Consider the following 12,853-nt stretch of genomic DNA (forward strand, 5'->3'; position numbering starts at 1 on the left):
CAAACCTCCGAGACTTTTATCTACCTTGCCATGATCCGTATCATGGTTAGGCGGCTGGCATAAAATCTCACCCTTCAAAACTTTTCAAACATCCTCTAAAACTCAAACTTGCTTATGAAGATGCTGCACCTGCGGCGTTGATCGGAGCCAGCAATCATTTTGAAGTGGCGATCGCTACGGCGGTGATGTTATTTGGTCTAAATTCTGGCGCTGCTTTGGCTACTGTGGTGGGAGTCTTAATCGAAGTACCAGTCATGCTCATGCTAGTAGAAATTTGTAAGCGTACAGCAGCTTGGTTTCCTCGCGAACCAGAAAAAGCCTCCCTGCGCGATCCGCGTTGTGTCAGTGCTTTCAAGTAAGAAAAATTTCGATAGATTCTCTTCCAGTCAACTTATTTTTTTGACTTTTAACTTTTAACTTTTGACTTATGAAAAGAGTCATCTTTGTCTGTAAAAAGAATTCTCGCCGTTCCCAAATGGCAGAGGGTTTTGCACGAAAACTAGGAATAGGAAAAATTGAAGTTACCAGTGCTGGGTTAGAAGCGAGTCACGTCGATCCGGTGACAGTAGAAGTGATGTCAGAAGTTGGAGTAGACATTAGCCATCAAACTTCAAAATCCTTAAACGAATTTAACCCAGAAAATTACGATGCTGTCATTTCTTTATGTGGTTGTGGTGTTAACTTACCTGAGTCTTGGGTATTAAGAGAAGACTTTCAGGATTGGCAATTGGAAGATCCAGAGGGACAATCGATAGAAACTTTTCGACAGGTGCGATCGCAAATCAAAGAAAGGGTTGAATATCTGATTCAATTTCTAAGCAATGAAAAAGCTAATATTTAAATAAAATCTACTCAGCTTTCTAACGATTGAGGAAATTACAACTATGGACGGCAATGCAGTAAAACAAAACGTGAGAACGGCTTACGGTAAGATTGCTCAACAACAAACAGGTTGTGGCTGCGATACTCCTACCGCTGACACAACAGAATTTGCGGTTGCTTTAGGTTATGCAGAAGCGGAACTCAATATAATTCCAGCCGAGGCGAATTTAGGACTGAGTTGTGGTAATCCTACCGATTTAGCGCAACTCAAGCCAGGTGAGATTGTTCTCGATTTAGGTTCGGGTGCGGGTTTTGATTGTTTTATTGCTGCGACGAAAGTTGGTGCTACAGGCAAAGCGATCGGTGTAGATATGACACCAGAGATGATCGTCAAAGCAACAGAAAACGCTCAAAAATCGAATGTACAAAATGTAGAATTTCGATTGGGAGAAATTGAAAACTTACCCGTAGCAGACGAGACTGTAGACGTAGTTATTAGTAATTGTGTCATCAATCTATCTCCCGATAAGCCAAAAGTCTTTCAAGAAATTTATCGAGTTTTAAAACCAAATGGCAGAATTGCCATTTTCGATACAGCCCTCAAACAGCAACTTTCTGAGTCAGTGCGACAAGATATTGCTGCTTATGTTGGTTGTGTAGCTGGTGCTTTATTAGTAGATGAATATCAAAAGATTGTCGAAACTGCTGGATTTCAAAATGTCAAGGTAACAGTCAGACAAGCGTCTTCTTGCTGTGGAGATGCAGAAACAAAAGATCCAATAGGGCAAGCAATTGTTGCTGCATCAGGTGTTAATGCAGCTTGGCAAAATGATGTTGTCAGCGTCTACGTAGAAGGAGATAAGTAATTCAAAAGTCAAAAGCTAAAAGTTAAAAAATGAGTGTTTCAATAAAAAGGTTTCAGCTAAACCTGCTTTCTATCTTACAGTGAAGAAAATTTCCCCAAGCCCAAGTCTGAAATGAGAGGCTGTTTCAGATTTAACTTGTTCTATGGCAGTAGCTAAAAGCGGTATCCGTGCTGAAATTTACTTTTTTGACTTTTGCCTTTTGACTTTTAACTTTTGTCTTTCTTCGCTGGTGGCGCAATTGCTCTAACCGAATGCGCAAAGCTGAGATTGCTTCCTGAATTGGGACGAGTTGCCAACGCTGCTTCCAGATTCCTTCTGCTTGTTGACGCTGTTCTACCTTTTCCCAAAGTAAGCCGAAGGTTTGAGATTGAGCTAACTCTGACATTAACCATAGCCAGTTCACACCCAAGGCATTTGCTACCAGAGCGATCGCATTGTGGGTTGGTTGGTAGTCATAAAGATAACTCCACCACAGGACTCTCAGCTGATGTCGCCACTCAAATCGAGCTTCTACTTCAGCCGCCGACTCTACCAAAAATTGTTGCTGCGATCGCCCCATTTCCACCCATTTGCTCAGTTGGTTCGCCAATCCTACATCTGTGCGTCCTGTAGTCCGAGCTGATGTGAAGACGCGCACGCGGGTACTGTGACGAAAACGAGCATTAACTCGCAATAGTGCTTGGTAGAACGCCACATCTTCAGGAGTGCGGACTGGTTGCATTCCTCCTGCTTGAGCATACATCTCAACTGTGACGGCAAGGCTCGCCCCGTAGTGTTGAAAGTGGCGGGGGATGAGATCGGTTGGATCGGGTTCTAGATAAGCTTCTAACTCGGCAATCAGAAAGCGGTAGCCGACTTCGCGCAGATGACAAGCTCTTGTATAAGGATCTAAAGCCGTGCGACCTTCACGATCTGTAATAATTCGTCCGCCTACAGCGTCAGCACCGTTGGCAATTTCGTCTAAGATAGCAGCGATCCAAGTCGGCGTAACCCGCGAATCTCCATCTGTAGAGGCAATGACTCGTCTTTTACCACCAATAGAACTCAGACGACGATAAGCTTCATCCATCAAGACTTGACGCACTCGACCGATATAAGCCTCAGCCGCAGGAAATGTTTTTTCAACTACGTGTAGAACCAGATCGGGATGAGTATTCGCAAAATTGCGGGCGATCGCAGCTGATTCATCACTGCAATTATTTGCCAGCAGAACGATCTCATAGCGATTGCGATCGAGCGACTTTCCAGTTAAATCGAGCTGATGGTACAAAGCCAAGAGCGTACTTCCTAAAGTATCGGCTTCATTACGCACGGGAACGATAACGCAAACTTCGCACTGGGATAGTGGCAGAGTTGTAACTAAACGCTGATGAAATCGCTCGAATAACCAACTTTGATAGGATGATGCTTCGCGATCGCGCCAATTCTTTTTGCCATGCCAAAGAACACGCCGAGGCGTGTCAGTCCAATTCATTACGATTTGTAAAACTTTGTTACGTGTTAATTTTGCTACTTAAATCAGGAACATGAAATCTGTCCAATGGCTGATTATCGCTATTAAAGTAACTCCTAAATTAGATATGACGTTAAAGTCACGTAGGCTATTCAGTCGAGATCTGCTTAAAAAATGACGCAAAAGCAGATGAAAACAGAAGATATTGAATATAAAAGCTTTAAGTCCATGTGATATTCAATACATATCTTAATCTATCCAATTGAGGATGGATAGGATGTTTTTCGTACTGATAAATTGCTAGATAAATGTTTAAAGTAAATTAGGGCGTATCAATGGCATTATTGAGGGAAGAGTTACCACCCGACCGGAAAACCTCTGAAGAAGAACGCTTTCAAGATGACTATTATTCTTACTTTGAGGCTCCTGAAAATGCTACGCGGTATGCCCCTTCAGTTTGGTTCCTCAATGAGGCTTTTCAGCAACAATCATTTTCCGTACTAGATTTGGGATGTGGCAACGCAGCTTTGAGTAAATATTTACCAGAGCGTTGTGAATATGTTGGAGTCGATCATAGTGAAGCAGCGATCGAACAATGTTTAAGCCTATATCCTAAAAAGCAATTCATTGCCCAAGATTTATCAATATTACTACCGGAACTTGCTTCAGACAATAAGAAGTTTGATGCAGTAGTACTAGCTGGGCTACTATTCCACAATGTTGATAAAGAAACTTTAGAGAAAAAAGACGATCGAGACCTGATTCAATTTTGTTTGAGTCAGTTGACAAGCGAAAAGGGATATTTGGTGATTATTGTGCCTTTTGCCTATGGCAACCATCCATCGCACAATTTGTTTGTTCGAGCCGAATGGTTGCAAAGGTTAGTAGAAGATATGCTAAGTGCGGCAAAGGCAAAAATTGTCTACGAAAATATCTCTCTCCAAATCGGGTTGGATGAAAAAGTTCGGCAGCAGAAGCAAACCCCTGACTGGTTTGTGGCAGATAGCAATGCAGATTATGCCAACAATTATGCTGGAACGTATATGGCGGCTTGGACGTTTATTGCTTCAGCTAATGGTAATGGGTAATTGCTTATTTCACTACTCTTGTACTGGCGCACAGATGTACGCTCCTACGACTTATTAAATAACCAATGGTAGATGTATCGTGCAGTAACGATGAGTGAAGATTATTAGAGTTATCTCAAGGATGAAGCAGATAAATGCACAGCGACATCGTAACCTCAAGCGCTGAGCCAAAGATTACGCCAACGCTAACAGCCACTCAATACTACGAACAGGCACAGCAGTTTATTCAACTGCTAGAAATGGAAGATCTAGATCGAAAGCTGACTGCACAGCCTCAAATCGCGACTGAGTTTGAAAAAGCGATCGCAACGGCAATTGAGGCGGCTTATTCGCAAGCATCTAGTGATGATGCAGCACATCTGTTTCTCCAGCGCGTACTTTATCGCATCAATCGGCTAAAACTATTCTGGTATGACGATTTGCGGCGCTATACTAACGAGCGATCGCCCTACTTAAGCAAAATTCGCGATCGGATTGAGGCAGTTTGGCAGCAGTGGGAATTGAGCCAATTCGATCTCGTTGCATTTCAAGGCATAGATATCAGACAAGCACTACTCGATCGCGTCGCTGTCGATCTCGAACCACCATTGTCTGACGATGCTCGGTACTTTCGCGATCGCGTCGGTGAAGCAGGCTACCGTCGTCTGTTGGCGATCGCGTCTCTAGATGGATTGGTAGAAGCAAGCCAGCTATCCCGCACTCTGGGAGGCGTGGCAAATGAAGTGCATTCGGTGTTGACGCGATTGCTCGTAGAAGAATACGGTGGTGGTCGTTTGGGACGCAAGCACTCTTCCCACTTTACAACGATGCTTGAAGCAGTGGAAATGCAAACTCAACCAGAGGCATATTTCGATCTCGTGCCTTGGGAGGTGCTAGCAAGCATCAATCATAGTTTCTTGCTCACCGAGCGCAAGCGTTACTTCCTGCGTTACATTGGTGGGTTGCTTTACGGAGAGCTTTCCGTACCAGCTGGGTTTCGCAACTACCGAGCTGCTGGCGAACGACTGGGACTATCAGCAAACGCCATGAGTTATTGGGATTTGCATATCAAGGTAGACGAACTACACGGACGCTGGATGTTAGATGATGTTGCCTTACCACTCATATCTCAATATCCTCATGATGCCTGGGAAATGGTGTTAGGCTACGACCAGCAAAAGTTTTTGAGCGATCGCGCAGGTGCAGCTGTAGCGCGATCGGTACGGGAAGCAGAGCAAATGGGATGATAAAAAAGCCCCCCTTTTTAAGGGGGGTTGGGGGGATCTTCAAGATCTCTGAGATTACAAACAAGTCATCAACCGAGAAAATTCTGTAGATAAATCGACTTTGCAACCACGTTTTTTGGTAAATAAAACACCCGCTAGAAGATAGATATTTCCCGAACAAAACGCTCTGTTATCCTTTTGTAGCTCTTGAATTCGGTTTTTAACTTTTTGCTCGGAGCTATAATAGCCAAACTTTAGAGGTGAAATCATGAAATTGCTAACAGAGTATCCTTGGGCGATCGCGTAGTTAATTAATCCGACTGGATCGGAATAACTAGAAACCATAACCAGGACATTTTCGTAATTTAACGTCAAAAGCTTTTGAGTGATGGTAATTCCATCTATACCACCATGTAATAAAGGCTGCAAAAGCTTGTTATCCAGTGCTGGTAGATAAGGTGGGTTTGAAATCAGATATTTAGCATGTGGTTTAGTAGCATCAAAAAAGCAGCGATTATCTACTTTATACTTGTCACTGAGTTCGTATGCTTCAACCTTTGAATTTGCCTCTTGACAAGCTAGATTATTTAACTCAAATCCATGTACGATTCCGTTGAACTTTGTTCTTAGTAGTGACTGAATTACAGGACTACCATCGCCAGAACCAAATTCTGTAATTGATTCTGAATTAGAACAATTTTTTAAAACTAAAGTTTCTATACAATGTGAATAAAAATTAGATTCTTCTGGGCAAAAGAAAATATTTTGTAAGGGTTGAGGTGAGGTAAGCATGTAACTCTATACAAGATGACTATAAAAACAGTAATGTACGAACATTTTTATCAACATCCATCTCAAGAGTTATAGCTCAACTCGCTAGTTTATTTTTAGAGCGATCTTTTTTAGTATTATTTATCACAATTCTCTAAATCTAGAGGAATAAAATAAAGGGTGAATATTCCTGGGATCGCTAGCAAGCAGACCAAAATAAAAAACATGGGATAGCCTAAAACTTGTTGAAGATAGCCGCTGATGAATCCAGGTAGCATCATTCCTAAAGCCATGATACCTGTAGAAATAGCAAAATGAGAGGTTTTGTATTCTTCCTTGGCAATATAAATTAAATAAACGCTATAGGCTGCCATTCCCAATCCATAACCAAATTGTTCTATAGCTACTAATAAATAAACTAATTGAATTGAAGGCTGAGTGTAAGCCATATAAACATAAAATAAATTAGGTAAATTCAGAGCGATCGCCATCCACCAAATTATTTTTTTCAGCTCAAATTCAGCAATTAATCCGCCACCAATTATTCCACCTAACACTAAAGCAAAAGTTCCTATAGTTCCGTAAGCTAATCCTACATCTGAAGTAGAAAGCCCTAGCCCTCCAACTGCGGTTTCATCCAACAAAAAAGGGGCAGATATTTTCACCAACATTCCCTCACCAAATCTGTAAAGTAGAATAAAAGCAAGAACTGCCAGAATTTTTGTTTGACTGAAGTAAGACCACACAGCTTGATTGTAAAAGCTAAAAATTGCCTTGACCGATACTTTTTGTTCTATATCATTAGTAGGGATAGGTAAAAGAAACCAGTGAAAAATAACGATCGCCGCAAAAATCAAGGCTGAAATGGCGATCGCGATCGTCCAACTTAAAGCAATATCTTCCAAATGTATTTCTAATTGTCCTGCTAAAAAGACAACAATTCCAGAAGCGAAAATTGAGGCAAATCTGTAAAATGTCGAGCGAATACCAACAAAAAATGCTTGTGCATCTCGTTCGAGGGCTAACATGTAAAAACCGTCAGCAGCAATATCGTGGGTAGCTGAAATAAACGCTCCAATTCCTAAAATTATTAGAGAAAATAAAAAGAAGTTGGAAACTTGAAACGAGTAAGCTAAACTTAATAAACAGAGAGTTATACCCAATTGAGTAGAGATCGTCCACTTTCTTTTCGTGGCGTAACCATCTACAATTGGTCCCCAAAACATCTTTAATACCCAAGGCAAGTACAAAAAACTCGTCCAAAAAGCAATTTGGGTATTATCTACACCTAATTGCTTGTAGAAAATTACAGAAACATTGTTAATGATGACGTAAGGAACACCCTCAGCAAAATATAGCGTCGGGACAAACAGCCAAGGGAAAACTCGACTATGAAAACGGGAGTCGGGAGTCGGTAGGGGCGCACCGCTGTGCGCCCGTACAGGAGAGTCGGGGGAAGAACTTTTCATCCCTATAAGCAAGTCACAAGTTAAAAGTTATAAAGTCAAACCCTGCAATTTCAACATCCCCACTAAATCTACATCGGGACGGCGTAATTCATCTGGCGCAGGCATTCGATCCAAGCGCATTAATTCTACAATGGCAGCAGCCTCCGTATCCCTTTGACTAGCCGCAGCAGCCAAAACGCGATCGCCTTGGACGTAAAATGCCATAAACTCTCGCTGTTGTAAGTCACCCTGAAAAATAATTTCATCCCACTGTTCGGCGTGCCCGACATAACGGAGGGGAAATTGAAATTGCATCGTCCAAAAAATCGGTACGCCACGATACTTTACCTGCTGTCCCGCCATATTATACGCAGCAATGCGTCCGTGTTGTGCCGCAACCCGCCAGTGTTCGATTCGCGTGGGTTCTCCCGTTCGCCAATCTGGATATCTGGCAATGTCCCCCGCAGCATAAACGCCATCAGCAGCTTGTAAATACTCATTGACTTGGACGCTACCATCTTTTGGGTGTAACTCCAACCCTTGCAAAAATTCAGTTGCAGGTTGAACGCCAATTCCTACCACTACCAAATCGGCATCCAAGCGATCGCCATTATCTAACACTACAGCTTCAACTTTGCCATTGCCTTCAATCTGAGTCGCTTTTCTCCCCAGATGGAACTTCACGCCATTTTCTTCATGAACTTGTTGAAATACTTTGCCAATTTCCGCCCCTAGAATCTTCTCAAAAGGCAACGTAGAGGGGGATACTACCGTCACCTCCAAACCCTGTTGAGTCAATCCAGAAGCGGCTTCCATGCCAATAAAACTAGAACCAATAACCACAGCACGTTTAGCATCACCTGCTACCGCTAAAATGCGATCGGTATCGGCAAAGCTACGAACCGTAAAAATATTTTGCAAGTCGCTACCAGGAACGTTGAGTTGGCGTGGCTTACCACCTGTGGCTAATAGTAAGGCATCATATTGCAGCGGATCGCCACTGGCAAAAGAAATTAACTGACTATTGACATCAACTTGCACCACCTGTTTGTTCAGCCAAACTTCAATCTGGCAGTCTTGGTAAAATTGAGCCGATCGCAGTGGCATGTCATCTTGAGTTACTTTACCCGTCAAGTAATCTTTACTCAACCAAGTGCGATCGTATGGTAATCGGTCATCCTGCGTCACCATCACGATCCGTCCCTGATAACCCGCTACTCTTAACGTCTCGGCGGCGTGCGCCCCTGCTGCCCCTGCGCCTAAGATGACAAACGTGCGTTTATCTTCAGGGTTATACTCAGCCATATTCGGCTGCCTGCGCCCAGCAGCATTTTCTGGAATACTAACAATAATGCGATCGCCTTCTATTTTTACTTTATATTTTTGTAGAGAATCCAAGCCTGGAGGTTCTTGCTGTTCGCCTGTCGTCAAATCAAAATAGGCATTGTGCCAGGGACAAACAACATGGTTTTCGCACAATACCCCTTCTGCTAGCGGTGCTTGGTAATGGGTACAATATGCCCCCAGCGCGTAATACTTATCTGCTAGACGCACCAGTAACACATCAGTCTCACCCACAGAGACTTGTCGCATTTCCCCATTTTGCAAATCGTTGACACCAGCAACGACAGCTTCCAGCTGCGGCATAGTTACACAAAAATAGAATTTAGTCAGATAGGGCGATCGCAGCCCTACTGTAGACTATCGAGCGATCGCCCCACATTTACACCCCCCAAAGGATGAAGTGGTGCGTGGTGACAGATAACTGATAACTGATAACTTTTCACTGATTTTTCCGTGCTTTCCAAGTGCCACCATAGCGGTAAAAAGGGTTATCTTCACTTACACTAGCCCAACAACTCTCACACACGAAAACCCACGTTGCCGACTCGTCGTATTGTACGCGAAACAAAATCGGTGCGGGTTGCCCACACCGATCGCAAAGTTTTGTCCGAAGCTTGCGCCCCATATGCCCCGTTTTACTTCCTATAACCATTAAGCATAAGCTGATGCTTGTGGTTTGGCGAAGATCATTCTTCCTGCTGAGGTTTGTAAAGCACTCGTTACAACAACGCGCAATTCGCCACCAATATAGCTACTACCATCCTCAACAACTACCATCGTTCCATCCTCTAGGTAGCCTATGCCTTGACTGGGTTCTTTGCCTTCCTTGAGAATCTTCAAGTCAATATTGTCTCCTGGCAGGTAACTGGGGCGTAGGGACTGTACCAGATCGTTGAGATTCAACACGGGGATTTTTTGTAGACTCGCTACCTGAGACAAGTTGTAGTCGTTGGTTAAAAGAGTACCGTTGATCTCTTGCACGAACCGGACTAACTTAGCATCTACTGTAGGGACATCTTCGTAGTCAGTCGAATGAATGGCAATGCGTTCTGGATAACTTGCTTGGATGCGGTTGAGGATTTCTAACCCCCTCCTACCCCGCAATCGTTTGAGATCCTTTGCCCCGTCTGCTAGTTGCTGCAATTCTTGGATGACGAACTGCGGCACGAGAATTTGTCCTTCTAGAAATCCGGTAGCTAGCAGCGTTTCGATTCGACCGTCGATAATACAACTCGTATCTAAAACCTTAGTTGCCGCAGGTTTTAGCGTTCCCTCTGCGACTAACATCGTCTCAACTGAATTGGGATTGATCAGCCTCAAAAATGTCCGTCCGTGGGTGTCAGCCAGATTGATACCTGTAAAAGCGAAAAGGATGCTACCTAAAACCGCGACTAGGGGCTTGATAAAGCTAAAATCCTGCGGAATCGGTAGCAGAAAGAGGGGGGCTAGCATTAAGTTGGCGATTAATAGCCCCAGCACCATGCCAATTGCGCGTGTCAATAAAACGTCAACTGGCATCTCTCGAACTTTGGTTTCGAGACGGCGATAGGTCGTTTGAAAACTCAGTCCAACTCCACCACCGATCATTGCCGCAAAAACAGCGATGACTAATCGTAGCGCATCGAGATTGGTAACTTGCCGCTGCACGGTTTCTGGCAACAGCTCTATGCTGTAGAAGCCGATTCCGGCTCCTGCTATGATGAATGTAATAATTATGATTGCGTCCAGCATTGGTTAAGTCCAATTGAATTGGGGTTATACTCCATTGCTTGGATTCCCCTGTCTGGGTTGGTATGAGAATCAGCAATTTATCGATACTGGCTCTATGATATAACCTTGAGGTTATGAGGTGCTGTCCGATCGCGACGGTTAATACTACTCTTAACAAGAAGATTGTTAAAAAATAGTTTGTTTAGAAGGAGACAGGAAACAGAATGGAGCGAAAACGCAGTTCAGGTCTATTTTTTTCTTTCCCAATATCTGTGGTTCTCTTTCTTTTGGCATAATTATTTTTGGATTACCAAGCTTCAAATATATAACTATAGTTTTTAACTTCATTCTTCTATCTCCTTCTCTCCTATTTTCTTTTGTAAACTTTCAATTGTTCATAAACCAAATTTTATCCTGCTTGAGACAGGAAGCGAAATCAGTTAAGAGTTAATTAAGGCAATGTTTTTGTTAGCAGATCGCATCGAGTTTCCAAATCAATTTTCATAAACTTTATTAAACAATCATTGACAAATCTCAAGTTATCGATCCCCACTTTCAGTCTCAAGGGTAATATTACCGAAACTTTAGTTCAGTCTGAGTAACAGAAATACGAATTCTTAGATATCTCTAAAGACAAGATTCTAGCTGCGATTCGAGTTCTTTTGCCCTAAAAACTATAAAGATTTAGTATATAGAGCTACCCATTTTTGGTATGATTTTTACTAGCGAAGCCAAGTAGTAAAGCAAAAAGACACTATCAGAATCAAAAGAATTTATTCATTCCTGTTGTTTTGCGATCGCCACTTTTTACCGTGACTACCAGATTAAATCTGACTCCACGAAACTTAACTTTAGAATTAGCACATTTAGGGATTCCCAGTGCAGCTTACATACATATCCCATTCTGTCGGCGGCGCTGCTACTATTGCGATTTTCCAATTTCCGTTGTGGGGGATCGCTTGCGGGGTGAGACATCTGGCACGATTTCTCAATACGTACAGATTTTGTCTCAAGAGATTGCCGCTACACCAGCTCTAGGAAAACCTTTAGAAACAATTTTTTTTGGTGGTGGTACGCCTTCATTATTATCGAGCAGTCAGCTAGCGCAAATTATAGAAGAGCTCGAACGTCAATTTGGGATCTCTCCTCAAGCCGAAATTTCAATGGAGATCGATCCAGGTACGTTTACCCTCGCCCAACTCCAAGAATACATATCGGCTGGGGTAAATCGATTCAGTCTTGGCGTACAAGCATTTCAGCCAGAATTGTTACAAGCTTGCGGGCGATCGCACGATCTGAATGACATTTGGCAAGCTGTAGAATTATTTCGTCAGGCTCAAGTACCAAATTTCAGCATCGATCTGATTTCTGGATTACCGCGCCAAACCCTAGAACAGTGGCAAGAATCGCTCTTAAAAGCAGTGGCGATCGCACCCAATCATATTTCAATTTACGACTTAACCATTGAGCCTGGAACAGTTTTCGGGCGCTACTATCAATCGGGGGCAAGTCCATTGCCTTCAGACGAACTGACAGTGCAAATGTATTGTCTTGCCCAGCAAACTCTGACAAAGGCTGGATACGAACACTACGAAATTTCCAACTACGCCCAGCCAAACTATCAATGTCATCACAATCGAACTTATTGGGAAAATCGTCCCTACTACGGTTTTGGTATGGGTGCAGCTAGCTACACCAATAATCAAAGATTTACCCGTCCCCGTAAAACAAAAGAATACTCTGACTGGGTAGAAGATTTTATCGCTGCTGGAGGAGTGTTAGATTGTCCTCAAACTCCACCGGAGGAAGTTTTACTAGACATTTTGATGTTGGGCTTAAGGTTGCAAGAGGGAGTCAGTTTATCTACATTATCTCAATTTGGAGATGACAAAATACAACAAATTTGGACTTGCTTGCAACCGTATCAGCATCAGGGCTGGATAGCAATGACAGGGGCGATCGCCCAACCTTTTTATGCAAAAGGCTGGAACAAAGTTATTGGCAACATGTTTTACGGCGAGAACCTCGTAGGCGATTGGCGATTACGGTTAACCGATCCGCAAGGATTTTTATTTTCCAACGTCGTTTTAGCAGATTTGTTTGAGAAGTTGGGATGAGTTATTGATAATTGGTGGTTGATGGTTGA

General features: G+C 43.0%; 11 protein-coding genes and 1 pseudogene. 6 read left to right on the forward strand and 6 right to left on the reverse strand.

Annotated features, from left to right (window positions below; genetic code table 11):
- Positions 1–95: 95 nt before the first annotated feature.
- The 3 genes and pseudogenes from QH73_RS25285 to arsM form a co-directional block, all read left to right on the forward strand.
- Positions 96–359: pseudogene (locus QH73_RS25285) on the forward strand (arsenic resistance protein); the annotation flags it as partial.
- Between the two features lie 68 nt (positions 360–427).
- Positions 428–841 (forward strand): arsenate reductase, glutathione/glutaredoxin type, encoded by a 414-nt coding sequence (arsC, locus tag QH73_RS25290; RefSeq protein WP_201278349.1) that lies wholly within the window; start codon positions 428–430, stop codon positions 839–841.
- Between the two features lie 43 nt (positions 842–884).
- Positions 885–1,688 carry an arsenite methyltransferase gene (gene arsM / locus QH73_RS25295; protein WP_039716896.1) on the forward strand — a complete coding sequence of 268 codons (804 nt, stop codon included), beginning with the start codon at positions 885–887 and terminating at the stop codon, positions 1,686–1,688.
- 130 nt (positions 1,689–1,818) lie between these two features.
- Here the strand turns inward: arsM and QH73_RS25300 are convergent, their stop codons facing one another.
- Entirely contained in the window at positions 1,819–3,162 is a 1,344-nt protein-coding gene (locus QH73_RS25300; RefSeq protein WP_039716897.1) for a glycosyltransferase family 2 protein, read from the reverse strand.
- 314 nt (positions 3,163–3,476) lie between these two features.
- Between QH73_RS25300 and QH73_RS25305 the strand changes: the two genes are divergently transcribed.
- Positions 3,477–4,229 carry a class I SAM-dependent methyltransferase gene (locus QH73_RS25305; protein ID WP_039716898.1) on the forward strand — a complete coding sequence of 251 codons (753 nt, stop codon included), beginning with the start codon at positions 3,477–3,479 and terminating at the stop codon, positions 4,227–4,229.
- A 134-nt stretch (positions 4,230–4,363) separates the two neighbouring features.
- On the forward strand, positions 4,364–5,455 hold the full coding sequence (locus QH73_RS25310) for an iron-containing redox enzyme family protein (protein WP_039716899.1): 1,092 nt from the start codon (positions 4,364–4,366) through the stop codon (positions 5,453–5,455).
- A 54-nt stretch (positions 5,456–5,509) separates the two neighbouring features.
- Here QH73_RS25310 and QH73_RS25315 read toward each other — a convergent pair whose 3' ends face one another.
- The 5 genes from QH73_RS25315 to QH73_RS25335 all read right to left on the reverse strand — a co-directional run bounded on the left by QH73_RS25315 (position 5,510) and on the right by QH73_RS25335 (position 10,728).
- Positions 5,510–6,226, reverse strand: a complete 717-nt coding sequence (locus QH73_RS25315; RefSeq protein ID WP_039716900.1) for a class I SAM-dependent methyltransferase — start codon at positions 6,224–6,226, stop codon at positions 5,510–5,512.
- A gap of 116 nt (positions 6,227–6,342) precedes the next feature.
- A complete protein-coding gene (locus QH73_RS25320; RefSeq protein WP_236147176.1) occupies positions 6,343–7,674 on the reverse strand; it encodes an MFS transporter in 1,332 nt (443 codons plus the stop codon).
- Positions 7,675–7,701: 27 nt separating this feature from the next.
- Positions 7,702–9,300, reverse strand: a complete 1,599-nt coding sequence (locus QH73_RS25325) for an FAD-dependent oxidoreductase (RefSeq protein ID WP_039716901.1) — start codon at positions 9,298–9,300, stop codon at positions 7,702–7,704.
- 136 nt (positions 9,301–9,436) lie between these two features.
- Entirely contained in the window at positions 9,437–9,649 is a 213-nt protein-coding gene (locus tag QH73_RS25330) for a DUF8622 domain-containing protein (protein ID WP_236147177.1), read from the reverse strand.
- Positions 9,649–10,728, reverse strand: a complete 1,080-nt coding sequence (locus QH73_RS25335) for a PIN/TRAM domain-containing protein (protein ID WP_039716902.1) — start codon at positions 10,726–10,728, stop codon at positions 9,649–9,651. The genes QH73_RS25330 and QH73_RS25335 overlap by 1 nt, the downstream gene beginning before the upstream one ends.
- Before the next feature lie 791 nt (positions 10,729–11,519).
- On the opposite strand from QH73_RS25335, the gene hemW reads away from it, so the two are divergent.
- The gene (hemW, locus tag QH73_RS25340; protein ID WP_374189071.1) at positions 11,520–12,824 is read left to right on the forward strand and encodes a radical SAM family heme chaperone HemW; all 1,305 of its coding nucleotides are present in this window, start codon (positions 11,520–11,522) and stop codon (positions 12,822–12,824) included.
- The last annotated feature ends 29 nt before the right edge of the window (positions 12,825–12,853 follow it).

Source organism: Scytonema millei VB511283, assembly GCF_000817735.3.
Taxonomy (GTDB): Bacteria; Cyanobacteriota; Cyanobacteriia; order Cyanobacteriales; family Chroococcidiopsidaceae; genus Chroococcidiopsis; species Chroococcidiopsis millei_B.

Excerpts from the sequence above, each read along its gene's own strand:
- QH73_RS25305 (WP_039716898.1), top strand. The coding sequence starts at position 3,477 with ATGGCATTATTGAGGGAAGAGTTACCACCCGACCGGAAAACCTCTGAA.
- QH73_RS25310 (WP_039716899.1), top strand. The coding sequence starts at position 4,364 with ATGCACAGCGACATCGTAACCTCAAGCGCTGAGCCAAAGATTACGCCA.
- QH73_RS25315 (WP_039716900.1), bottom strand. The coding sequence starts at position 6,226 with ATGCTTACCTCACCTCAACCCTTACAAAATATTTTCTTTTGCCCAGAA.
- arsC (WP_201278349.1), top strand. The coding sequence starts at position 428 with ATGAAAAGAGTCATCTTTGTCTGTAAAAAGAATTCTCGCCGTTCCCAA.
- QH73_RS25335 (WP_039716902.1), bottom strand. The coding sequence starts at position 10,728 with ATGCTGGACGCAATCATAATTATTACATTCATCATAGCAGGAGCCGGA.
- arsM (WP_039716896.1), top strand. The coding sequence starts at position 885 with ATGGACGGCAATGCAGTAAAACAAAACGTGAGAACGGCTTACGGTAAG.
- QH73_RS25300 (WP_039716897.1), bottom strand. The coding sequence starts at position 3,162 with ATGAATTGGACTGACACGCCTCGGCGTGTTCTTTGGCATGGCAAAAAG.
- QH73_RS25330 (WP_236147177.1), bottom strand. The coding sequence starts at position 9,649 with ATGGTTATAGGAAGTAAAACGGGGCATATGGGGCGCAAGCTTCGGACA.
- QH73_RS25320 (WP_236147176.1), bottom strand. The coding sequence starts at position 7,674 with ATGAAAAGTTCTTCCCCCGACTCTCCTGTACGGGCGCACAGCGGTGCG.
- QH73_RS25325 (WP_039716901.1), bottom strand. The coding sequence starts at position 9,300 with ATGCCGCAGCTGGAAGCTGTCGTTGCTGGTGTCAACGATTTGCAAAAT.